Origin of the sequence: Plantactinospora sp. B6F1 (assembly GCF_040120695.1) — a bacterium.
Classification (GTDB): Bacteria; Actinomycetota; Actinomycetes; order Mycobacteriales; family Micromonosporaceae; genus Plantactinospora.
This window is the reverse complement of the sequence record NZ_JBEEAC010000011.1, coordinates 23,900-44,925: the sequence shown is the minus strand read 5'-3', so window position 1 is coordinate 44,925 and position 21,026 is coordinate 23,900. Positions and strand designations below refer to the sequence as shown.

Genomic DNA, 21,026 nt, shown 5'->3' with positions numbered 1-21,026 from the left:
GTCAGGTCGCCGACGCAGGGCTGCGACTGGCCCGAGGTGACGGCTGGACGTGATCGGGCCGCGGTCGAGTCGGGGATCCGGCTACCGCCGGAGCCGGTCGGTTCACGTCAACTAACCGATGTCCGCAGCGGCCCGCTGATCCAGGCTGGACTACGCGAGGCGGCCGACGGAGCACGGAGGAGTTCCGAGGATGGGACATTCGACTCACCAGACGATCCGGAGTCGGGCGACCGAGCAGCCGGAGCCGGAGGTTGGACCACCGTCGGCGTACGCCGGTCCGCCGCTCGTGGTGCGCTGTCTGGGCGGGTTCGAGCTGAAGATCCCGGGGCGGCAGTTGGACTGGACGACGATACGGCCGAGGGTCCGGACGCTGCTGCGCTTCCTGGCCGCCCATGGGGGGCGGCCGGTGCACCGCGAGATCATCCTGGCGGCGCTCTGGCCGGAACTACCGGTCCGGTCCGGCATTCGTAATCTGCACGTCGGCGTCTCCACGCTTCGGGCGTTCCTCGAACCCGGCGTGCGGCGCGGTGAATCGACGTTCGTACGGCGTGACGGCGAGTCCTACCGGCTGGCGCTGCCGCGCGCCACGCTCTGCGACGTGCGTTCGTTCGACGAGGCGGTCGCGACCTGGCGCCGGACCGTCGGTACGGGACAGCGGTGCGTCGAGGCGGCTGCCCTGCGGGAAGCGCTCGCCCAGTACGCGGGCGACCTGCTGCCGGAGGATGGGCCGGCCGAGTGGGTGGTAGCCGAACGGGACCGCTACCGCACGTTGGCGGCGGAGTCGGCGGCGACGCTCGCCGCGCTCGAACTGGAGGCGGGGCGACTCGCCGCGGCGGTCGCGGCGGCACGGCGCGGACTGGAGATCGACGGATTCCGTGACGACGCCTGGCGGGTACTGGCCGAGGCGCATCAGCGCTCCGGCGATGCGGCGGCGGCCGCGCGGACCCGCAGCGCGTACGGCCGGGTGTTGCGGGCACTCGGGGTGTCCGGACCGGCCTGGGCCGCGTGAGAGCGGCCCTGCGTCGTCAGGCGGAACGGCGGAAGATCTCCACCTCGGCGATCGCGGTGCGGCGGTCGGCCGCGCTGCCGTAGCTCTGGCGGACGGTCAACCGGATCCGCACCACGTCGGGGAAGACCCGGCGGAAGGTCTGCGGACCAGCCTGGTCGGCAAGCCGCAACATGCTGGTCGCCGGCCCGTTCTGACTGGTCCAGACGGTCAGTTCCAGTTGCGCCGGTCGGGCCTGCCGCAGGAACACGTCGCGCTGGGCCGACACACCGGGATGGATGATCAGGTCGAGCAGCCGGATCGGCGTGCCGAAGGTCAGTTCCACGTACTCGCCGTGCCCCGCGCCGTTCTCAGCCGGTGCCCAGTAACTGTTGCTGAGTCCGTCCACGACCAACCCTGCCCAGTGGCTCCGCGCCTGGCTCGACGCGTGCACCGACACCGGACTCACCGGCTCCGGATCGGCGAGCCGGTCACGTACGGCGTCGCTGGCGCTGGCGCCGAGCCGGACCACGCCGTAGCCGAGGCCGGCGAGCAGGGCGACGGCGAGCAGCAGGGTGCCGATCCGGTGGACCAGACCCCAGCCGCCCGAGCGGCGCCGGACCAACCATCGCGCCGCACGGAACAGGGCCCGGCAGAGTCGACGCCACCACGAGACCGGGGCCGCCGGTCCGGGCCGGGCGGCGTCGAGGGCCGTGCCGCACCGCCGGCAGAACCTCCGGTCCCGTGGGTTGCCGGTCGCACAGGCTGGGCAGACGACGTCGCCGGAACCCTCGTCCGGCTCGGGCGGACGCTGTCGTACCACGGGTCGGCGGACCTGCGGCCGAGCGGGCTGGACAGCCTGCACGGCCGAGCCCGCCGGTTGGTCCGCCGCAGGCCCGACCCTCGCCGCGGTTCCCGTTCCCGGCGGCCGGGCCGTCGCCGCGTCGGTGGCGCGGTCGGCGACGCTTGCCACCTCCTGCGAGCCGCGGGCCGCGGCGTCCGGCCGGTCGCCGTCTCCGTCCGCCGCCGGTGGTGCCGGTCGGGTCGCCCCGGTCAGCCGCACGTCCGGCGGAGAAACCGTCGCGACCGAGGGCCGGACGGCAGAGGTCGGCGTCGACGGCCGGCCCGGAGGCAGAGCGTCCCCGGCCTGTTCCCACTCCAGGAAGGATCCGCAGACCGCGCAGAAGGCACCGCCGGGTTCGGCCGGCGCGCACCGGTCACAACGTTCCATCGTCGTCGCCCCCGCGCACCCCGTCATTCTCGATGACCACCCGGACCGTGCACGGCACGTGCGCAGGTCGATTGGCCTCCACCAGAGCCCGCAGCCGGGCCAGCGGGACCAGGTCGGGTTCGGGCACCCGCACCGTCACCGTCAGGGCGGGCGCCGCCGTGCCCGGAAGCGGCCCGCCCGGCGTCGACGACCAGACCGTACCGCCGTTCTCGGTCACCTCCGGCAGTACCCCGAAGACCGTCCGTACCTGCTCGGCCAGGCCCCGCGCCGTACCGCGTACCCGGTGTAGGGCCACCGCACCGGCGACCGCCTCGCGACGCTGCCGCAGCGTCCACCCAGGCGCCGTCTCGGCCGCCACCCAGCCGGCAAGCCAGTCGACGAAGTCGGCCGGGGCCAGCCGGGGGTCCAGATAGACGGCGAAATTGTCCAGCGTCGTGTGCACCGGGGCCAGCACCTCGTCGAAGGCGGCGAGCAGCCGTCCGGCCAGCTCGTCGGCACCGTAGATCGTCGGCAGCCGGCTGCCGAACGGATGTGGTGTGCCGAGGCCTGGCACTGCGCCACGCATGGGACGCTCCTCTCTCCGGCCGAGCCGGTCTCAGCGTTCCTCCACTCGGACTATCAGCGTTCCTCCACCCGGACCTGGTGCTCGTAGGAGAAGACCAACGCGTGCGGGTCGAGTGCGATCCGGGTCGTCGCCGCACCACGCCGTCCGGAGACCGGGTCGGCGGTGAAGAGCAGCACCTCCTCCACCAACGCGACGCCGGGCAGCTGCTGGAGCACTCCGAAGATCTCGCCGGACTGCACCGGCCGGCCGAACGGCCAGCCCGAGCCGTCCGGGCCGCCGCGTAGCGGGTTGAGATAACCGTAGAGCGCGTCGACAGCGGCGGTCCGGAGCCGCTCGACGGCCGTCCCGGGCCGGGCGGTCAGCCGGGCCGCCACGGTGACGCCCTGGTAGAAGGGGGGCTCCACGGCCAGGCGTACTCCGATGGGCCGGCGCGCGTCCAGGTGCTCGGCGACGGCCGCGAGCATGTCGTCGGGCGGGATCAGCTGCTCGAAGCGCAGTCGGTCACCCAGGTCCGGGACCGCCTCGGGCACGACGAGGACACGTACCCCGCCGGCGTCGGCGCCGCCCCCGGCGGGCAGGCAGCGGATCCGGGCCGCGGCCGGCACCGCCTCTCCGGCGATCAGCTCGTAGTCGCGCGCGGTGACCGCCCGGTCCTGGGCCCGTAGCTGCACCGGACCCCGCTGGCGTGCGCTCTGTACCGACTCGCCGTCCACCCCGCCGGCGGCGGCCTCCCGGTTCTCCACCCGGCTCACGTACGGTACCGAGCTGCGCAGCATCGAAATCGTGCCCCGGGCCACGTTTCCGCGTCGCCCGCCGCCGGTGCGGTACCGGCGGACCCGCAACCGGGCGCCGGTGCGCGGCACCGCGCCGTACCGGCGTAGCGTCCCGTCGGGTTCGCGGACGGCCGGGCCGAATGCCACCTCGCCGACGGTCCGGTCCACCGTCACGCACCGCTCGTCCGGACCCGTGCCGCCGAACGCGTCCACCTCGGTCCACTCCTGCCAGCCGGTGCCGTCGGAGACCTCGACCACGAACGGCTCGTCGTCCGGGATCACCGGCGGACGGAGCACCCGGAATCGTTGCCCCGGCACCCCCGCGGATTCGCCGAGGAGCTCGCCGACCACCGTCTCGGCGTGCACCGCCGCGACCGTGCCGCCGATGGTGAAGGCCGACGCGGCCCGGATCGTCGGCGATGCCGAGTAGAACGGCTGTCCGGGCTCGGCGGCCACCAGCCGGCACCGCAGCCAGCCGGCGCGCTGGCCGCCGACGGTGGAGGCGGTGTGTCCGGCCGGGACGTGCAGCACCACGTCGCCGGGCCGGTTGAGTCCACCGGTGGAGTCGCGGTCGACGTCGCACTCCACCCAGCCGGCGCCGTTCCACGCCTCCCAGCGCAGCGGCGGCTGCCGGGGGTCGACCCCGATGCCCTGGACCCGGCTCTCCAGGCGCAGCACCACCGCGCAGGACGGGACCGCCGAGTCCAGGCCGAGCAGCAGGGCGTCGCCGACCGCGGGCGGGTCGGCGAAACAGGGTACGTCCCGGCCGTCCCACACCTGGTCGGTACGGTCCACCGCCGGCCCGTCGGCGGGGTGGACGCGCAGTCCGACCAGCTCGCACGGCACGATCGCCAGGTCGGAGGCGGTGGCGAAGACGATGGCCTCCTCCGTCTCGGTACGGACCGTGCCGGCCTCGGTGCCGGCCCGCAGCAGCACCGTCTCGGCCTGCGGGGCGGCGAGCCAGAACGTGAGGTCAGCCCGGGCGGCGGTCGGCGGGAAGAGTCGGACGCCGATCAGGTCGAGGAACGCGAGGTAGTTCTTCTCCGGCACCCGGTTCAACCGGTACAGCAGCTCGTCCGTCATCTGAGCGAACGCCTCGATCAGGGTGACTCCCGGGTCGGACACGTTGTGGTCCGTCCACTCCGGACAACGTTGCTGGATGAAGCGCTTGGCGTCGTCGACGAGGTGCTGGAAGCGGCGGTCGTCGAGGTTGGGCGCGGGCAGGGCCATCAGTTCGCCGCCTCCGCCTCGGGCCCGTCGTGTGACGGGATCACGTAGAACGGGAAGACCAGGTTGCGCGGATCGTTGGTGCCCCGGACCAGATAACGGATGTCGATGTAAAGGGTGCCGACGTGCACCTCGTCGAAGCCCACCAGCACGTCCGTGACCTCGATCCGCGGCTCCCAGCGGTCCAGCGCGGCCCGCACCTCGAAGGCGATCTGCCCGGCGGTGTTCTCGTCCGCGGGTGCGAAGACGTAGTCATGCACCCCGCAGCCGAACTCGGGACGCATCGGCCGCTCGCCGGGGGCGGTACCGAGGATCAGCCGGATCGCCTCCACGATCTCCCGTTCCCGGTTGACCAGGGCGATGCCGCCACCGGCGTCCAGCCGCAGTGGGAACGCCCAACCGGCGCCGATGAACTGCTCCGCCACCGCGCTCAGCCCCCGATGATGACGTTGCCGGCGCCGGTCAGGATCGTCGCCGAGCAGCTGGTCCGGTCGCCCATCCGGGCGGCGGGGAAGCCGCCGATCAACACCTGCCCCCGCATCGACGGCGGGCCGGGCAGCACGACGTTGCCCGGTCCGAGCGCCAGATGCGGCGGCGGAACCGGACAGGTGCAGAGCGTGCCGACCACCGCGGCCGGCAGGCCGCCGATCAGCACGCTGGAGACGCCGAGCGTGGGTCCGCCGGTCGGCACCGGTGCGCCGGCGCCGGGCGGTCCGACCGTACCGGTGGGTGCGCCGTGGCCCACCCTGTCCCCGATCCGGGCTGCTGGTGGCATCGCGTCTCTCCTCCCTCCTGGCCGGGCGGTGGCATCCACCCGGCGTGCGGTGCCGCCCGGTCACCTCCGGCGGCCCTCGTGCTCAGTTGATCCGGACGACCCGGCCGGAGACGGAGACGCTGGCCCCGGTGAGCTTCAGCTCGCCGGCGCCGGCGTCCACCGACACGCCCCGGCCCTGGACCGAGACCGGTCCACCCGACTCGACCCGCACCCCCTGACTCCCCTCGACGGTGACCTCGGTCTTGGCCTCGATCACCACGCTGCCGTCGCTGCGGACCACCACCGAGGTGCCGGCCCGGTCCAGGTGCAGCAGTAGGTTGTCGGTGCCGCTGCGGGTGCGTAACCGCACTCCCTGCGGGGCGGTGGCGGTGGGCCCGTCGAGCAACTCCATCCAGTTGCCGGTGCTTCGGCGGCCGGCTGCCCGGCCCTGCCGGGAGGCGAACGAGAGCCGGTTCACCGTCCCGCCCGTCGGGTCGACCAGCGGTACGTCGTGTGGCGACGGCTGGTCGAGGCCGTTGTACAACCCGCCGACCACGTACGGCCGGTCGAGCATGCCCTGCTCGAACCCGACCAGCACCTCGTCGCCGACCTCGGGGCAGCAGACCCCGCCGCCGCCGAACCCGCCCAGTTGCACCGTCCGGACCCAATCGGTCTCGTACTTGTCGTCCAGCCACGGGAACCGGAGCTTGACCCAACCCCGGTCCCGGCGTTCCGGGTGGTTGCGGTCCAGCGCGGCGTTGACGTCGGTGACCACGCCGATGGCCAGCCCTGGCATCCGGGCCGACCGGGCCGGGGCCAGATCGTTCGCGGCCAGCCCGGCCAGCGACCGGTCCCGGCCACCGCTGACCGTCAGCCAGGTCTGGTAGAACCGCGCCGGGCCGAAGACGTGCCGGCTGGCGGTCACGGTGTACTTGCCGGCGAACGGCCGACCCACCCCGGTCAGCGCGAACGGCACGCCGGCGCGGAGTCGGGGGTTGCCGCGGACGGCTACCTCGAGTTCGGCGAGACCGGCCGCCACCTGGGCAGCCAGGGCGCGGGACACCGTACCGACCTCGGCCAGGGTTTCGTACGGCACGTCGGCGACCAGCATCTCGGCGGTGCCGAACGGGGCCGCCACCTGCCCGGCGGTCACCGGGATGCCGACCTCGTCGCTGTCGCGCACCGGGGTGCGCCCGATCACCGGCTCGCGGGTACGGCGATCCCAGCCCCGCACCTCCACGTCGGTGAACTGGCCGACCGAGGTGACGGTGGCGCGCATGGTGAGCACGTTCCCGTCCACCTCCGCCACGAAGTCGCTGCGCTCGGCGGTCGTCTGGGGGCCCGGGGCGGAGGCGGCGCGGACGGGTCGACGGAACTCGAACCGGCCGTCGACCACTGCCACCTCGGCGCCGTTGTCGGCCGCCAGCATGGTGAGGAACTCCCAGTCGCTGACGTTCGGTTGCGACACCACCTCGTAGACGACGGTCGTGGGATCTATCCGGCCGATCGGCAGGCCGGCGGAGCGGGCGAGTTGTCTGGCGAGGTCGGAAGCCTTCTGGTTGCGGTAGCTGGCGACCCGTCGGCCGCGCATGAGCCGGTGCGACAGGTCCATGGCTCGGATGGTGGTGTAGGTGCCGGTGCCGTCGAACTCTGTCTCGACGGTGACCACCTCCCCGGTGAACAGCGCCGTCTCGCCGTGCCGGTCCCCGGCGCGCACCGCCACGGTCAGCTTGCGGCCGATCGCGACCCCGGTCTGTTGCAGCAGCAGTGAGCCGGGGTCGCGGTAGCGCAGGGTCGCCACCGCCGGCACGCCTGCTCCGTCGTCGACGGAGCCGTACACCAACTCGTCCGGCCACGGATCGGGGAGCCCGTCCACCGGCAGGCCGACCTTGAGCAGATTGGTGAGGTTTCCCTCGGACACGCGATCTACCTACCTTCGCCAGCGGAGGCGGCCGTTCCGGCCGGCAGGCCGGGGTCGCGGGACGGCACGGGCGGGAACTCGTCGGCGGCGGGCAGCAGCAGTTCGGAGCCGGGGCGCAGCCGGGTCGGGTCGTCGAGATCGTTCGCCTCGGCGATCACCCGCCACACCGTCGGATCGCCGTACTCCCGATGGGCCAGCAGCGGCAGCGAGTCGCCGTCCACCACCCGGTGCACCCGTCGGGCAGAGCGACTGCCGGAGGTGGGGTTCTGGCCGGGCTTGCTGCCGCTGATCTCGGTCAGGTTGAGGTCGCAGGTCGCCCGCAGCGGGGTACCGGAGCTGTTGAACAGGGTGTACGTCGCGGTGACCTGGCTGACGTACGAGTAGAACGAGACGGTCTGGAACTGGCCCCAGGTGAACTTCACCCACGGTGGCGACGGTGCCTTGGCCGCGATGCTGGCCGTGGTCGGCGTGCAGCAGGCCAACAGGCTCTCGACCCGTTGCTGCACCGTGCGGCCGTGCGTGTCGGTCACGTCGAGGAACACGGTCAGGGCGAGGGCGCGCGGTTCCGAACCGCTGAACTCCGGGATCCCGACCTGCTCCGCGCCGCGGACCACGTGCGGAATCCAGGCCGCCGACTTGGTCAGGGTCAACTGGTTCGGGTTGAACATGAAGGCGATCGGGCCGCCGAGCGGACCGCCGGGACGGTTGCCGCCGCCCGGTGGTGGCTGATAGCGCTGGAGGAACGCGGAGACCTTGCCGGTCGGTCTCGTCATGGCGCCACCGCCCCGTCGGTCCGGCACCGTGGTCGTGGCATCTAGCCCACCTCCAGGAAACCGTTGTACGCGAGTTCGATACTCTCCGTCGCCGCCTCGGAGCGGCTGGGCCCGAAGGAAGGACCGGTCCAGCGGACGAGTACGACGTCGGCCAGGCCCCACTGCACCAGCAGCGCCCGGTCGGGCCGCAGCGCCGCGATCTGGGCGGTGCCCCGGGTGATCCCCTGCGGGAGGGCGGAGAGCAGTCGGGCCACCTTGGCCGTGTCCGGAATCAGCGGGCGGGTGAGGGTGACGTTGGTGTAGCGCACCCGGGACGGCAGTTGCCAGACGAAGCCGTTGTTGCCGCCCTCCTGGTGCTGCTCCACCTCGACCTCGCAGCCGAGCCCGTCGCACGAGCTCCAGTCGCCGAGGTCGATCCCGTCGATGCGGAGCCGGAAGTGGATGCTGGTGCCCGGATCGGTACCGGTCATCGTGCACCGTCCAGCCATCGACCGTTACGCTCACGGCCCAGCCGGAGTTCGGCCCGCAGCAGCCGGGAGATCGGCTCGACGAGTCGGTGTGCGAGTTCGTCCAGGGCCCGGCGGTCGAGATGGTGGAACCGTTCGGCGCTGTCCCGCTCGTCGCGTGCCGGGCCCGAGGAGCCGCGCGGGCGACCACCCGTCGAGTCGGAACCTGCCGTCCAACCGGCGCCCCCGGCGGTTCCCGTACGGCTGGCGGTCGGTGGGTTGGCCGCCGCCGATCGCTTCTGGACGATCGGTCCGGACCGGGTCGGCGCCGTCGTCGCGGTACTGACGGTGGTGGCAGCGCGCGAGGTCCGCTGCACCGGCAGCGCGGCTCCGGCCGCTCGGGGCGGAGTGGCACCGCGCGGACTTGTCACCACCCTGGACCCGGCGGCGCCGGCCAGCGCCGGCCGCGCCCGGGCCCTGGCACCCGGATCCGGGCCGGGCGGCGGGGGGACCGACACGGCGACGGCGGACGCCGGCCGCGCCGGGCCGGCGACCCGCCGGGGGAGTGGTCGCGCGTGCGCCCGGCGAGGGTCCGGGGCCGGTGCGATCCGGCTTCCGGAATCGGAGGAAACTGCTTCGGATCCCATCATGGTGGGCGCCTCCTCGCTGGTCGCCGGAGTTCGGCCGGTCGTCGTGGCGGTGTTGGCCGACGGGTCCGACCCGCTGCCGGCGGGTGGGGTCCAGCGGATCGGCACCGCCGGTCCGGTCGGGCCGCGGGTGCCGGCGGGCATCCTCGTTCGGGAGTCCGCGCGGAGTGCCGCCGGGGTCGCGGCGGTCCGTTGCAGGATCGGCAGCCCGGGCCGTTGACCGAGCAGCGGCAGCAGGTTCGGCCGTCCGCCGGCCGGTTCGGTCCCGGCGGCGTGCCGGTGCGGAGCCGCTTCGCCCGACCGCGTCGCGGCCGGCCCGGCCCCTCGCCGCCAGTCCGCCGGGATGGCCGACCCGACCGTGGCCAGCGCCGCCCCGCCCGGTGGCCTGGCGGTCGGCGGTGGCGTGGCGGTGTTCGGCGGCGGGGACTGCGGTCGGGGGGCCGGCACCCGGCTGCGGGGTTGCCCGGCGGGCACCTCGGGGTGCGGCCGTCCGACCAGTGTCCGAGGCTGCGGTTCGACAGGATCTCGGCCCGGTCGGGCCGCGTGGCCCCGAGTCTCGGACCCCGCGGTGGCCGCGCCGTCCCCGGGGGTCGGACGCCTTCCCGGCAGCGGGCGCGGCGTAACCGGATCCGGCGGCTCGGGCGCGGTGGCGGGAGGGCTGGGCGGGTCGGCGGACGGCCGGGGCGGGTCGATCCGGGCGGGGCCGGGGGTGACCGGCGGTCGGGGCCGGATCACGAGCCGGGGCTGGACCTCCGGGCCGAGCGGGGCACCGAGGCCGACGCGCGGCCCGGACGGCGGGCCTGGCCGGTGAGCGGGCGGAGCGCCCGGGCCCGTCGGGACACCCGGGGACGGTTCGCCGCCAGGGCCGGCGGATCCCGCTCCGGCGGTCGGGCCGGGGGCGGTCGGGCCGGGGTGCGGCGTCGTACCGCCGGGGCCGGGTGTGCCGGGACGGACCAGCGGGACCGGGCCGTGGGCGGGGACGGTGGGACCACCCGGGTTTGCGGGGGCGCCGGGGTGGTGAACCGGTGCCGTCCCGCTCCCCTCCGACGTGCCGGCGGTCGACGGGCCGCGACCCCGCTCCACACTGGACCGTTGTAGTGGTGTCCCGGGGCTGCCGGACGTCTCGGCACCGGGTTCCGGACGCGTCGACCGGGGCATGGACCGGCTCGCGGCCGGCCGGAGCACCGTCGGCACCGTGGCCGGAGCGGACGGGTCGGGGGCCGGCAACACGATGGGTTCGCCGAGACCGAGCCGGGGCGCCGAGGCGCCGGTTCGGTGGGGCCGTGAGACCGGCGCGGGCGCGCCCCCCGGTGCGTCGGGCACCTCGCCTCGCCCGGTCGGCCCGGCCGGAGCGGCGACGACCGGGGGCGGGGTGGCCGTGCCGGGCCCGGGCGGGGGCGGGGTGACGGGAGAAAACGGAGGCGGCGCGGGGGAGACCGGGGCGGCGGGCGACCTGCTGCTCTGGGACGTCGCTCGGGAGGGCGCCGACGAGGCATTGCCGGAATTGCCGGTGTTCGCGGGGAAGCCAGTGTGGTCCGCACCGGGCCGGGCGGCGGAGGCCGGCGGCCGGAGGGGACGACCGGTGGCCTCGGGCAAGACCGCCGGAAGTCGCCGAGGCGCAGCGGCGACCCGGGCGACCGTCAGCGGCGTGCCGGTCCGACGAGCCGGAGAGGGGCGTACCGGCGTCGCCCCGGCGGCCGGCGTCGTGGCGGCACCGGTCAGGGGTGCACCTCCGGCCTCGGCCGTCGGACCGGCGTCGGATTCGGGCGGTTCACCGGGAGCCGGGGACGGCGACCCCGGGTCGGGCCGGCGGCGCACCGGCGGGACCCGCCGGGCCCGCGCCGCCGGTGGCGGTGCCGCTGGTGCCGGTGGCAGCGGACGGAGCAGGTCGTACGCCAGCCCTCCGGGCGCGTCGGGGCTGACCAGGTGCGCCAGCGGACTCCGGAGGGCGGGGTTCTGCCAGGTGGCCAGCCGGCACCGGAACCCGACCGGGTCGCTGAGCGGCATCTCGGCACCGGTGAGCAGACCGGCCATCGACGGCACACCCCGCCAGCCTGGATCGGTGGGTCCTCGCCCCGGACCGGCGGCCGGTGCCGGTGTCGGTGTCGGTGTCTGGTCCACCCTGGACCCGGTCGGTCCGCGCCACCGCCGGAGCAGGTCGCGTACGCCCATTGCTGATATCACCGGCCTTCGTTGACGCGGGTGTTGATGGCGGCGATCTCCGTGACGTAGCGCCGCCGTTCGTCGTGGCGCAGGTCGAGAATCTCGTCCCGGGACCAGTGGAAGTGGTAGGCGACGTACGCGACCTCCTCGTAGAGCCGGTCGGTCGCGTACGTCACGATTCCCCCGGGCGACCACCGGCGAGGTCCACCTCGAAGCCTGATGCGCAGTGCGGGCAGGTGACCGCCGCGCGACTGTGCCCCTCCGCGTTGATCCGCCGGTAGAAGTCCTGCAGGAAGGCCAGGTCCGAGGCGAACAACCGTTCCACCTGCTCGGCCCGTATCTCGGTGACCGTGCCCAGCCGGGTGATGACCATGCTGAGCAGCACGACCGACAGGTACGCGGGATTGTCCTTGACTCTCAGGTCGACCAGCGGGGCGAGTTCGTCGCGGGCGGTGGCCAGCCGCATGGTGCCGTTGCGGTGCACGGTGCCCGTCTCGTCGACGTACCCCCGGGGAAGTTCGAAGGAGAACTCGGTCTGCAGCCTGGGCGGCCCGGACGGGGCGGTGGAGACGACCGCCGGGACGGCGTCCGCGCCGTCCGGCGGCTCGTCCAGGGCGGTGTGCGAAACGGTACGTCGCCTCATCGACCTCGCGGCGTGCGGACCCGGCCGCCGGGGCCGGGGAGGAACGCCGCTGCCTCCCTTCAGATAGTCGGTGCGGGTGCACCGGGGGACGTCACGGACCTCCGTCGCCTCAGGAGCTGGTGATGCCCTCGAAGACGATCGTGATCTTCTCGGTGGCCGGGGACGTGTCGCCGGCCCGCAGGCTGGGGCCCTCCCACCGGCTCACCCAGGCGTTGGTCAGGTCCCACCGGCGCTGCTCCGCGTTCTCGGCGTCCACGATGATCACGCTGATGTTCTGTCGGGCGGTGTTGATCGCGCCCTTCTCGTAGGTGTCCTTGATCCACTCGGTGAACGCGCTGCTCTTGTCCAGGCCGCGGGTGATGGTCACCTCGCCGCCCTTCCGCGCCCCGGGTATCTTGCGGAGGATGTACTCCCCGGTCGGGGTGACCTGGGTGACCTCGATCGCGTCGAGCTCCACGGTGAGGCCGCTGACCTCCTGCACCGACTCGACGCGGGCCTTGCCCAGCTCCACCTGGAACCGGTGGGTTACGAAGGTGTCGCCCGTCTCCGCCATCGCTGGCTACCGTCCTCTCCCTGTCGCCGCACTGCTGTCCACCGTGGAAAATGTCCTTTGGGTCATTCCGAGACGAGGCTGCTGCTGTCGGAGTACTGGGACAGCCGGAAGACGACGAACTCGGCCGGCTTCACCGGGGAGACCCCGACCTCGCAGACCACCCGACCGCGGTCGACGGACTCCGGCGGGTTGGTCTCCCGGTCGCACTTGACGTAGAAGGCCTCGGCGGCGGTGCCGCCGAACAGCGCCCCGCCGCGCCACTCCTCGGTGAGAAACGCGGCGATGTTGCGCCGGATCGTGCCCCAGAGCCGTTCGTCGTTCGGTTCGAAGACCGCCCACTGGGTACCGAGCAGGATCGACTCCTCAAGGTAGTTGAACAGCCGGCGGACGTTGATGTAGCGCCAGGAGGGGTCCGAGGAGAGAGTCCGGGCACCCCACACCCGGATTCCCCGGCCCGGAAAGGCGCGGATGCAGTTCACCCCCACCGGGTTGAGCAGGTCCTGCTCGCCCTTCGTCACCGTGTTCTGCACCTCGACCACCCCCCGGAGCACGTCGTTCGCGGGTGCCTTGTGGACCCCGCGCTCCGCGTCGGTGCGCGACCACAGCCCGGCGACGTGTCCGCTCGGCGGGAGGAACCGGTGCTGCCCGCTCGTCGGGTCGAACACCTTGATCCACGGGTAGTAGAGGGCGGCGAACCGCGAGTCGTATCCCGCCTCCTGCTGCCGCCAGGTCAGCACCTGGCGTGCGGTCAGCTCCGGCGGCGGATCGAGGATCGCCATCCGGTCGCCCAACTGCTCGCAATGCGAGACGACCGCCAACTGGACCGCCTTGACGTCGTCGAGGCCGATCCGCCCCTGCTGGTACGCGCTCATCAGATCGGGCACCGCGACCATGGTGATCTCGTCGATCACCTCCAGCCCGCCGAAGCCGGTCCGGGCATCCGGGTCGCCGACGTAGTCGTCGGCGGAGACCCGGGCGGGCAGGCCGGTGCCGTCGGCCGGTGCCGGCGGTACGGCCACCGACTGCTTCTCCGGCCGGGCCAGCGCGTTCGCCGGTGCCGCCTCCTCGACTGCGATCAGCCGCGACCGCTCCCGTACCTGGTTGACCACGTACGCCTTGGTGTTCCGCTTCGCGGAGACGTCGAACGTCTCCCGTTCCGTGCGACCCTGCCGAACCACCAGCCTGAACCGGTCCTCCGGCACGGAGTCACCCTCGATGTCGGCCACCTCCACGGTGAGGTCGCCGGTGTCGCCGGAGTCGGGCAGCGCCCGGACGGTGAAGGTGCCGAGCGGCACCGGCGGCCCGGTGAGCGTCCGCTCCGCCGCGCTCCCGCCGTTCGGCGCGTCCGGGGCACCGACCCGGACCACGTAGCAGGCGCCGCCACCGTTGGCGAAGTAGCCGTACACCGCGTGGGCCAGATAGGCGTCTTCGACCATCTCTCCGAACGTCTGGACGAACTGGCTCCAGTTGGTCACCAGGGTCGCGGTGTTGAACGGACCCCTGGCGGCGAAGCCCACGAAGGCGGCGACGGCGGTACCCACCCCCTCGATCGGGCGTGAGCCGCTCGGCACCTCCTCCACGTACACCCCGGGTGACAGGTACGACGGCATGGAAAGACTCCCTCGGGCACGACAGCGATCCGTGAGAACAGTCTGTGGCGGTGCGGGACCGGGAACCACGACCCGACGGGCGGGCACGGGGGAAGCCGTTGCTACCCGATGGGGCAGTTCCGGGCGGGCACCGTCAAATGGCGGATGTCTGTGTGGACCGGTGCCGGAAGACTCCGCGTACCCGAGGGACACCTCGGCCTTTCCCGCCGCGCTCGCGGCCCGGATTCCCGGAGTGCTCGGATGATCGTGCTGGAGCCCGCCGCCCGGCGGTTCGTCGAGGCGACCGCGAGCCCGCCGTACCTGCACCAGTTGGGCCCGGAGCGGGGCCGGCGGTTCCTCGCCGAACTCCAGTCCGGAAACCTCGCCAGGCCCGACGCGGATCTGGAGGATCGGACCGTAGGTGCGGATCCGGCCCGTGCGGTGCCGATCCGGATCGTCCGGCCGGCGGGCGCCATCGGCCGGTTGCCGGTGATCCTCTACCTGCACGGCGCCGGTTGGGTCTTCGGCGACTGCCACACCCACGACCGGCTGATCCGGGAGCTGGCCGTCGGCACCGGCGCGGCGGTGGTCTTTCCGCACTACAGCCTCTCGCCCGAGGCGCGTTATCCGCTGGCGGTGCAGGAGTGCTACGCGGTGCTGTGCTGGCTCGCCGGGTCCGGGGCGGCGGACCTCGACGGCCAACTGGTGGTCGTGGCCGGCGACTCGGTGGGCGCCAACCTGGCCGCCGCGGTGACCCTGCTGGCGAAGCGGCACGCCGGCCCGAGACCGGTCGGGCAGGTGCTCTTCTACCCGGTTACCGACGCGCGGTTCGAGACCCCGTCGTACCGCACCTTTGCCGAGGGCTTCCATCTGCGCCGCGACACGATGCGCTGGTACTGGGACCAGTACGCGCCGGACGAGGCGGTCCGGGCCGAGGTGACCGCCTCGCCGCTGCGGGCGGATCTCGGGCAGCTCGCCGGGCTGCCGCCGGCACTCGTGATCACGGCCGAGGCCGACGTGCTCCGCGACGAGGGCGAGGCGTACGCCCACCGGCTGCGGGCGGCCGGGGTCCCGGTCTCGGCGACCCGGTACCAGGGCATCGTCCACGACTTCGTGATGCTCGACGGGCTGCGCGGCACCGAGGCGGCCGAGGCGGCCATCACCCAGGCGGTCATCTTCCTCAAGCGGGCACTGAGGGTGGCCTGAGCCTGATTCGCGTCGTGGCCGCCGGCAATGCCTGAGCAGCAGTCCCTTCAACCGGGTCCGGTTTGACCTTCGAGTCGGCCGTTGGGCAGGCGTTCCTGCGGGACGTCGCCGCGCTGATCGCGAGTATGGCAACGCCCCGGGCCGGAACGCCCGGGGTGTTCCCTTACCCGAAAGCGGCATCCACCCTCGGCAGTTCGGCTCCCGAACATTCGCCGGCCCTTGGGCGAGAGGCGAAGCGAGCCGCCTCAGTCACGCTGCGCCGCTGACGCGGGCTTATCCGAATCTCTTCTTCCACGATTCCTTGAAGCGTTGCCGCTTGCCCGTCTTGGGTGGCGGGTCGCTGTCATGACCCGGTGCGGGGCCACCGGTCGGGGGGCCTGATGGGGGGCCCGACGGGGCGCTCGGCGCGGGTGCTGGGGGCGCCACGTAGCTGGGGTCGTAGTTCAGCGCCTCGTTGGCGTTGAGCGCCCTGACCAAATCAAAGACAGCCAGCGCCACCGTCGGCCATTCGGCGACGTGTGCGAGGTCGCGCATCCTGCGTAGTTCCAGGATCGGGGCACGTAGATCCGCCGAGGGCCCGACCCGATCCATCCGTTCACCGAATGCCCCCATCGACTCAAGATCAGTGTACCTGGCCTGTCCGACTTCGGGCTCCGGGAAGATTTCCTGGTAGCCATGGGGAGAAAGGATGTCGGTGGAGTCCGTGAGCTCGCGGAGCCAAAGGTCCCTGGTGACGTGGTCGAAGGCTCTTGCCGGCCGGTTGGCCTGGCTGATGCCGCCCTTGATGACCGGCTCGTCGGGACCCCCGCCGATGCGACCTCCACTGAACACAAGGTCGACGAATTCCTGGCCGTACTCCGCGCTGAGGAATGTCTTCTCGGCCGGCGGCAGGGTTTGGAAGATCGCTGCCAGGTCGGTGCGGGCGAGCATCGGCGCGATCGACTTCGCGAACGGCATCGAGACCCCTCGCCCGGCCTCGATGAGGTAGGACACCACCAGATTGAGCAGACCGCGCAACTCTGGGCTGCCGAAATCGTTCGGAACGTCTGGCCGGGCACGGAGGCTTGCGATCGCGGCGGCGGTGTGCGCGACGGTCTTATTCATGATCCGGTTAATGTCGTCCATGCTGTTCAGGTCGACGAAAGCGCGCTGCTGCGCGTTGGCAGCGGACGCCACGGTGGGGGCGGGTTGCCCGGACGGTACGGGATTGGCGATGTAGCCCATCAGCTCATCCAGCCGGTCAAGCCGCAGACCGGCCGTGACCTGTGGCTTCGCCCCTAGCTGCCCGACGCGGCCCACCACCGCGTAACCACCGGTGAAGGATGCGGCCGTGGTACCGCCCACAGCCACGTCGGTTGCCCGATGGATGCCCTCGGGAACCAGGAGATTGGCGATGGCCAGGATGTTGTTCATGACTTGCACCAGCTGTTCCCGCCCGGCGTCGGTTTCGGGCACGTGCCCAACCACGAACTCCAGATCGGAGCCAGCCAACGACTCATCGGCCTCGACGTGGAAGCCCTGCCCCGTCAGGATTCTCTCGTGCTTGCGTAGGGCGCGCATCCGGTCATGCTCGGCAGGGGGATGACGCGGCTCGAACTGGGTCGTACGGCCGCGGGGCGGGGGCCCCTGTCGGGCCGGTGGCGGAACGTCGCCCAGTGGTCCTAACTCGGCATCGGTAGGCAGGGCATCGGAAGAAGAAGACGACGGTGGATTATCGTACGTCGGGATGTCCCCCACTCCTGCTAAATCAGCGGTTGTGATCGGAGTGTTGTACACCGATGTGCTCGTTTCATTACCACCAGCCTCGAACTCGAAGCCGACATCGCGCTGGACGGCGATCCGTTGGGCTGGCACCGCCGGCTCGGTAGCCGGCGCAGTCCCGTCCACAACGCGTTGAGCGGGCATCGAATCAGCTGCCTTTACCGCGGCCCGCTCGTGGCGGTCCGAGGGATGGCTGACCGATATACCGTTGCCCATGTCGGTGCCTTCCACCGAACCGCGGCTTTGCTGGTTGACGTGCTCCAGTTCGTGCCGCAGCATCCGGCGTCCCTCGCCGGACGTGGGATCGTAGCGCCCTTGCTGGAACGCGATGTGCGTACCGGTGGTGAACGCGTTTGCCCCCAACGACTTTGCGGCATGGTGCGCCGCGGCGTCCCGGTGGATGCGGACCGCAGACTGATCGTGGCCGGTCACCGCCTCCATGTCGGCCCGCACGGCCGGCGCCAGCGGCTCACCCGCACTGCGCACGACGGCATCCACCGAGGCCCGAGTCGCATCGGCGGCCGGATCATGGCTTTGGTCCCGCTGCACGCTGCCGCCCGTCCACGACGCGACGAGCCGTCCGACCGCGGAGTTACCGGCCAACCGCTGCAACGCCAGCAGCCGACCCGGATCCGCCGGGTGGGCGGGGGAAAGTCGATCGGCGTCGGCACGGTGCACAGTCCGCCCCGGTGGGGTCGGGCGCTGCCGTGCACCGGGTTGATCGTGCGCGTGCATGGACCCTCCCCAGCTCGGTGAACAGGCACCCATCAGATTTTCCTCCGGATTCGACCAGTCCATAAGAGCCTTAAGGGCAACGCCTGTTGCCCGGAGGCCGGCCAACCGGGCAACGAAGTGATCTCGCAAGACCTCGACGAGGAAGCGTTGTGCCAGCCCGGGGATGGCGTCGGCACCGACGAGGACATTCGAGCGGAGCCGCTGCTGGAAGCTGCTCATTCAGCGGACGTGTAGGGGCTCCCCGCGCGGTCGGTGCCCGCCGAACTCGCTCTCCAGCAGCAGCCGGCCGAGCTTGCGGTACTCCCGCTGCACCGCGCCGACCAGGTCCGCCATCCGTACCGGTCGACCCGCCTCCGCCGCCAGGTAAGCCGCGGTCACCACGCAGGCCCGGATGCTGCCACCGGACAACTCGAAGTTGCCGGCGCAGAAATCCAGGTCCAGGTCATCGTCGCGGGGCAGTTCGGTGCCGAGGCAGTGGTCCCAGAGCGCCCGCCGCTGCGCCGCGTCCGGCATCGCGAAGTCGACGATCAGGTCGAGTCGCCGGGTGAACGCCTCGTCCAGGTTGGCCCGCAGGTTCGTGGTCAGCACCGCGACGCCGTCGAAGGACTCCATCCGTTGCAGCAGGTAGGCGCTCTCCAGGTTGGCATAGCGGTCGTGCGCGTCGTTGACCTCGGACCGCTTGCCGAAGATCGCGTCCGCCTCGTCGAACAGGAGCAGGCCGTTGATCCCGGCCGCCTCGGTGAAGATCCGTTCGAGGTTCTTCTCCGTCTGGCCGACGTACTTGTCCACGACCGTGGAGAGGTCCACGACGTACAGGTCCAGACCGAGGTCGGCGGCGACCACCTCCGCCGACATGGTCTTGCCGGTGCCGGAGTCGCCGGCGAACAGCGCCAGCACGCCCCGGCCCCGCCCGCCGCCGGGGCGCATCCGCCAGTGGCCCAGCACCCGGTCCCGGTACCGCACCCGGAGTGCCAGCTCGCGCAGCTGGTCGTGGACCGGACCGGGGAGCACCAGGTCGGCCCAGCCGACGCCGGGTTCGATCCGCCGGGCCAGCCGGGCCAGGCCGCCGGCGTTCTGCCCGCGTACCCCGGCGCGCAGGTGGCCGGAGTCGACCCGGTCGGCGCCGGCGAAGAGGGCCAGCTGGTCGGCGGCCTGCGCGGCCCGCCGCACCTGGTCCGGGCCGAGCAGGTACGGCGCCAACTCGCGCGTCGGGTCCACGCCCTCGAACCAACCGGCGGGGCGGTCCGCGTCCCGTGCCCCACCGGCCGTTCGCCACAGCCGGGCCCGGCCCCGCTCGTCCAGCGGCGGGGCGGTGACCAGCAGCGGTGCCCGCCACGTCCAGTGTGGATCCCACTCGGCCGACCCGGTGAGCAGCACCGGCACCGGCTGGTCGGCGACCCGGCGCAGCAGCCGGGCGTGCTCCGGCCGCCCGACCGGATCGAGCGCCTGCACCGGGCCGGCGACCAGGCCGGCACCACGCAGTCGGGCCTCCCGTACCGTCGCGGCCAGCGCCTCGGCGGGGGCGGGGTCGGCGGCCAGCGCCTCCAGGTCGAGCCGGAGCACCGACCAGCCGGCCCGGACCAGCGCCGTCACGGCCAGGTCTTCGGCGGCGCCGCCGGGGCGCTCCCGCAGGTAGCCCAGGCGCACCCCGGAGCGCAGCGCGGCGCCGAGCCGCTCGGCGGTCCGGCTCCGCTCCGACCCGTCCGGCACGCCGCCGGGCGGTTCCGCGGCGGCGTGGTCCTCCGCCGGCCAGGACACTCCGGCCAGCCGGGCGTCCAGGGTGTCGTCGCCGAGCAGGTGCGCGGCCACCCGGTCGGGCACCCGCAGCGAACGGGACAGGTACGGCTGATCCGGCTGCTCGACCAGCAGCAGCCCGTCGGCGACCAGCGGCGCGGATCCGGTGAACCGGGACCGGCCGGCGGCGTCGCCCGGCGGTCTTCCGCACAACTCCAGGACCAGCCCCACGGTCGCCCGGCGCCGGCTGACGTCGTCGTTGAGGTAGCCGTAGAGCCGCTCGTACCGGGGTTCGACGTCGGGGAGCATCGCGACGAGCAGCACCTCCACGTCCAGTCCGGTGAGCCCGAAGGCGTCTGCCAACCGTCGCAGCCTCGGCTCGGTCCCGGCTTCGGTGGCCCGGTCCGCCCGTTCCTCCGCCGCTGCCCGCGCCCGCGCCTCGGCCGGATCCACCGGCTCCGGTCCGGGCGACCGGGCCAGCAGACGGTCGACGTCGTCCGCCGCGAGGTACAGGCCCCGGAACGGGTCGTCCGGCCGGGGATCGTCCCGGCGGCGTTCGGCGACCAGTCGATCCATCCGGGCCGCGACCAGCCCGAGCCGGTCCCACAGGTACGCCATGCCGTCCGCGTCGCTCACCGCCGGTCGTCCTGTCCGGCGCCCGGACCGGCACCGACCCGCTCCGCCCCGTCCCGGTCGTCGTCCCGGCGGCGCGGTGCGGCGGTGCGGCTGCGAAGGCTCGCCAGGCGCCCGGCGGTGTCGCTGACCAGGACCATCCGTTCCCGCACCGGCGGCGCGGCCACGATCCGGCGGGTCGACACCGGTGCGACGACCACCAGGTCCAACGAGGGTTTGAGTTCTCCACCGAGCGCGGTCCACACGTCGGCCAGCGCCCGCCCCTCGCCGGGTGGCGCGGCGACCGCCATCGGCACCGCCAGGCGCAGCGCCGCCAGCGAGCCGGTCAGCCGTGCGGCCGGCAGTTCGTCGTACCGGACCAGCCCGGCCAGCAGTGCGGCGAGTAGCCGGTGCTCGTCCGTGGGCCGATTGGTCCAGACGGTGACCAGGTAGGACAGCGCGAAGAAGTGCGGCGACTCGTGCCAGGCAACCGTCCGGTCCGCGGCGTCGCGCTCGGCGATCCGACCCTGGAAGTTCCGCGACCGGTCCTCCCGGATGTCGTAGAGAAACAGGTTCACCGTCGGTGCGTTGCGCCGGGCAGCCCACTGCCGGGTGGGCGGGTCGAACGACACGTCCACCCCGGTGTCCGCCAGCATCTCGTCCACGACCAGACCGCGCAGTCCCTCGTCGATTTCGTGTATCACGCGT

At 73.0% G+C, this 21,026-nt stretch carries 19 protein-coding genes; 3 read left to right on the top strand and 16 right to left on the bottom strand.

Features of this window, described 5'->3' with window-relative positions; genetic code table 11:
- The first annotated feature begins 190 nt into the window (after positions 1 to 190).
- Positions 191 to 1,009 carry an AfsR/SARP family transcriptional regulator gene (locus tag ABNF97_RS16395; RefSeq protein ID WP_349339030.1) on the top strand — a complete coding sequence of 273 codons (819 nt, stop codon included), beginning with the start codon at positions 191 to 193 and terminating at the stop codon, positions 1,007 to 1,009.
- A 16-nt stretch (positions 1,010 to 1,025) separates the two neighbouring features.
- Here ABNF97_RS16395 and ABNF97_RS16390 read toward each other — a convergent pair whose 3' ends face one another.
- The 9 genes from ABNF97_RS16390 to ABNF97_RS16350 all read right to left on the bottom strand — a co-directional run bounded on the left by ABNF97_RS16390 (position 1,026) and on the right by ABNF97_RS16350 (position 9,106).
- A complete protein-coding gene (locus tag ABNF97_RS16390; RefSeq protein ID WP_349339029.1) occupies positions 1,026 to 1,808 on the bottom strand; it encodes an NADase-type glycan-binding domain-containing protein in 783 nt (260 codons plus the stop codon).
- A 394-nt stretch (positions 1,809 to 2,202) separates the two neighbouring features.
- A complete protein-coding gene (locus tag ABNF97_RS16385) occupies positions 2,203 to 2,781 on the bottom strand; it encodes a phage tail protein (protein WP_349339028.1) in 579 nt (192 codons plus the stop codon).
- 53 nt (positions 2,782 to 2,834) lie between these two features.
- Complete coding sequence (locus ABNF97_RS16380; RefSeq protein ID WP_349339027.1) at positions 2,835 to 4,784, bottom strand: putative baseplate assembly protein; 1,950 nt, start codon at positions 4,782 to 4,784, stop codon at positions 2,835 to 2,837.
- A complete protein-coding gene (locus tag ABNF97_RS16375; RefSeq protein ID WP_130463715.1) occupies positions 4,784 to 5,206 on the bottom strand; it encodes a GPW/gp25 family protein in 423 nt (140 codons plus the stop codon). Before ABNF97_RS16375 ends, ABNF97_RS16380 begins: the two co-directional genes overlap by 1 nt.
- Before the next feature lie 5 nt (positions 5,207 to 5,211).
- Positions 5,212 to 5,556, bottom strand: coding sequence for a PAAR domain-containing protein (locus ABNF97_RS16370; protein WP_349339026.1), 345 nt, complete (start codon positions 5,554 to 5,556; stop codon positions 5,212 to 5,214).
- An 82-nt stretch (positions 5,557 to 5,638) separates the two neighbouring features.
- The gene (locus ABNF97_RS16365; protein WP_349339025.1) at positions 5,639 to 7,456 is read right to left on the bottom strand and encodes a VgrG-related protein; all 1,818 of its coding nucleotides are present in this window, start codon (positions 7,454 to 7,456) and stop codon (positions 5,639 to 5,641) included.
- A 5-nt stretch (positions 7,457 to 7,461) separates the two neighbouring features.
- Entirely contained in the window at positions 7,462 to 8,229 is a 768-nt protein-coding gene (locus ABNF97_RS16360) for a CIS tube protein (RefSeq protein ID WP_349339024.1), read from the bottom strand.
- A 41-nt stretch (positions 8,230 to 8,270) separates the two neighbouring features.
- On the bottom strand, positions 8,271 to 8,699 hold the full coding sequence (locus tag ABNF97_RS16355) for a phage tail protein (protein ID WP_130463712.1): 429 nt from the start codon (positions 8,697 to 8,699) through the stop codon (positions 8,271 to 8,273).
- Positions 8,696 to 9,106 carry a hypothetical protein gene (locus ABNF97_RS16350; protein ID WP_349339023.1) on the bottom strand — a complete coding sequence of 137 codons (411 nt, stop codon included), beginning with the start codon at positions 9,104 to 9,106 and terminating at the stop codon, positions 8,696 to 8,698. Before ABNF97_RS16350 ends, ABNF97_RS16355 begins: the two co-directional genes overlap by 4 nt.
- Before the next feature lie 217 nt (positions 9,107 to 9,323).
- Between ABNF97_RS16350 and ABNF97_RS16345 the strand changes: the two genes are divergently transcribed.
- Positions 9,324 to 9,542, top strand: a complete 219-nt coding sequence (locus ABNF97_RS16345; RefSeq protein ID WP_349339022.1) for a hypothetical protein — start codon at positions 9,324 to 9,326, stop codon at positions 9,540 to 9,542.
- Positions 9,543 to 11,502: 1,960 nt separating this feature from the next.
- On the opposite strand, the gene ABNF97_RS16340 is transcribed toward ABNF97_RS16345, so the two are convergent.
- The 4 genes from ABNF97_RS16340 to ABNF97_RS16325 form a co-directional block, all read right to left on the bottom strand.
- On the bottom strand, positions 11,503 to 11,661 hold the full coding sequence (locus tag ABNF97_RS16340; protein ID WP_165436801.1) for a DUF6760 family protein: 159 nt from the start codon (positions 11,659 to 11,661) through the stop codon (positions 11,503 to 11,505).
- Entirely contained in the window at positions 11,658 to 12,128 is a 471-nt protein-coding gene (locus tag ABNF97_RS16335) for a hypothetical protein (RefSeq protein ID WP_349339021.1), read from the bottom strand. The genes ABNF97_RS16340 and ABNF97_RS16335 overlap by 4 nt, the downstream gene beginning before the upstream one ends.
- A 109-nt stretch (positions 12,129 to 12,237) precedes the next feature.
- The gene (locus ABNF97_RS16330; protein WP_130463709.1) at positions 12,238 to 12,681 is read right to left on the bottom strand and encodes a phage tail protein; all 444 of its coding nucleotides are present in this window, start codon (positions 12,679 to 12,681) and stop codon (positions 12,238 to 12,240) included.
- Between the two features lie 62 nt (positions 12,682 to 12,743).
- The gene (locus tag ABNF97_RS16325) at positions 12,744 to 14,291 is read right to left on the bottom strand and encodes a phage tail sheath subtilisin-like domain-containing protein (RefSeq protein ID WP_130463708.1); all 1,548 of its coding nucleotides are present in this window, start codon (positions 14,289 to 14,291) and stop codon (positions 12,744 to 12,746) included.
- Positions 14,292 to 14,531: 240 nt separating this feature from the next.
- On the opposite strand from ABNF97_RS16325, the gene ABNF97_RS16320 reads away from it, so the two are divergent.
- Positions 14,532 to 15,476, top strand: a complete 945-nt coding sequence (locus tag ABNF97_RS16320; RefSeq protein WP_130463707.1) for an alpha/beta hydrolase fold domain-containing protein — start codon at positions 14,532 to 14,534, stop codon at positions 15,474 to 15,476.
- A 273-nt stretch (positions 15,477 to 15,749) separates the two neighbouring features.
- Here the strand turns inward: ABNF97_RS16320 and ABNF97_RS16315 are convergent, their stop codons facing one another.
- From ABNF97_RS16315 to ABNF97_RS16305, 3 genes are read right to left on the bottom strand one after another with little or no spacing between them, the layout of a single operon-like run.
- Positions 15,750 to 18,191 carry an eCIS core domain-containing protein gene (locus ABNF97_RS16315; protein ID WP_349339020.1) on the bottom strand — a complete coding sequence of 814 codons (2,442 nt, stop codon included), beginning with the start codon at positions 18,189 to 18,191 and terminating at the stop codon, positions 15,750 to 15,752.
- On the bottom strand, positions 18,192 to 20,342 hold the full coding sequence (locus tag ABNF97_RS16310) for an ATP-binding protein (RefSeq protein WP_349339019.1): 2,151 nt from the start codon (positions 20,340 to 20,342) through the stop codon (positions 18,192 to 18,194).
- Positions 20,339 to 21,022, bottom strand: coding sequence for a Pvc16 family protein (locus tag ABNF97_RS16305; RefSeq protein ID WP_130463705.1), 684 nt, complete (start codon positions 21,020 to 21,022; stop codon positions 20,339 to 20,341). Before ABNF97_RS16305 ends, ABNF97_RS16310 begins: the two co-directional genes overlap by 4 nt.
- Between the last annotated feature and the right edge of the window lie 4 nt (positions 21,023 to 21,026).

Excerpts from the sequence above, each read along its gene's own strand:
- ABNF97_RS16395 (WP_349339030.1), top strand. The coding sequence starts at position 191 with ATGGGACATTCGACTCACCAGACGATCCGGAGTCGGGCGACCGAGCAG.
- ABNF97_RS16385 (WP_349339028.1), bottom strand. The coding sequence starts at position 2,781 with ATGCGTGGCGCAGTGCCAGGCCTCGGCACACCACATCCGTTCGGCAGC.
- ABNF97_RS16380 (WP_349339027.1), bottom strand. The coding sequence starts at position 4,784 with ATGGCCCTGCCCGCGCCCAACCTCGACGACCGCCGCTTCCAGCACCTC.
- ABNF97_RS16370 (WP_349339026.1), bottom strand. The coding sequence starts at position 5,556 with ATGCCACCAGCAGCCCGGATCGGGGACAGGGTGGGCCACGGCGCACCC.
- ABNF97_RS16360 (WP_349339024.1), bottom strand. The coding sequence starts at position 8,229 with ATGACGAGACCGACCGGCAAGGTCTCCGCGTTCCTCCAGCGCTATCAG.
- ABNF97_RS16355 (WP_130463712.1), bottom strand. The coding sequence starts at position 8,699 with ATGACCGGTACCGATCCGGGCACCAGCATCCACTTCCGGCTCCGCATC.
- ABNF97_RS16345 (WP_349339022.1), top strand. The coding sequence starts at position 9,324 with ATGGTGGGCGCCTCCTCGCTGGTCGCCGGAGTTCGGCCGGTCGTCGTG.
- ABNF97_RS16335 (WP_349339021.1), bottom strand. The coding sequence starts at position 12,128 with ATGAGGCGACGTACCGTTTCGCACACCGCCCTGGACGAGCCGCCGGAC.
- ABNF97_RS16330 (WP_130463709.1), bottom strand. The coding sequence starts at position 12,681 with ATGGCGGAGACGGGCGACACCTTCGTAACCCACCGGTTCCAGGTGGAG.
- ABNF97_RS16325 (WP_130463708.1), bottom strand. The coding sequence starts at position 14,291 with ATGCCGTCGTACCTGTCACCCGGGGTGTACGTGGAGGAGGTGCCGAGC.
- ABNF97_RS16320 (WP_130463707.1), top strand. The coding sequence starts at position 14,532 with ATGATCGTGCTGGAGCCCGCCGCCCGGCGGTTCGTCGAGGCGACCGCG.
- ABNF97_RS16315 (WP_349339020.1), bottom strand. The coding sequence starts at position 18,191 with ATGAGCAGCTTCCAGCAGCGGCTCCGCTCGAATGTCCTCGTCGGTGCC.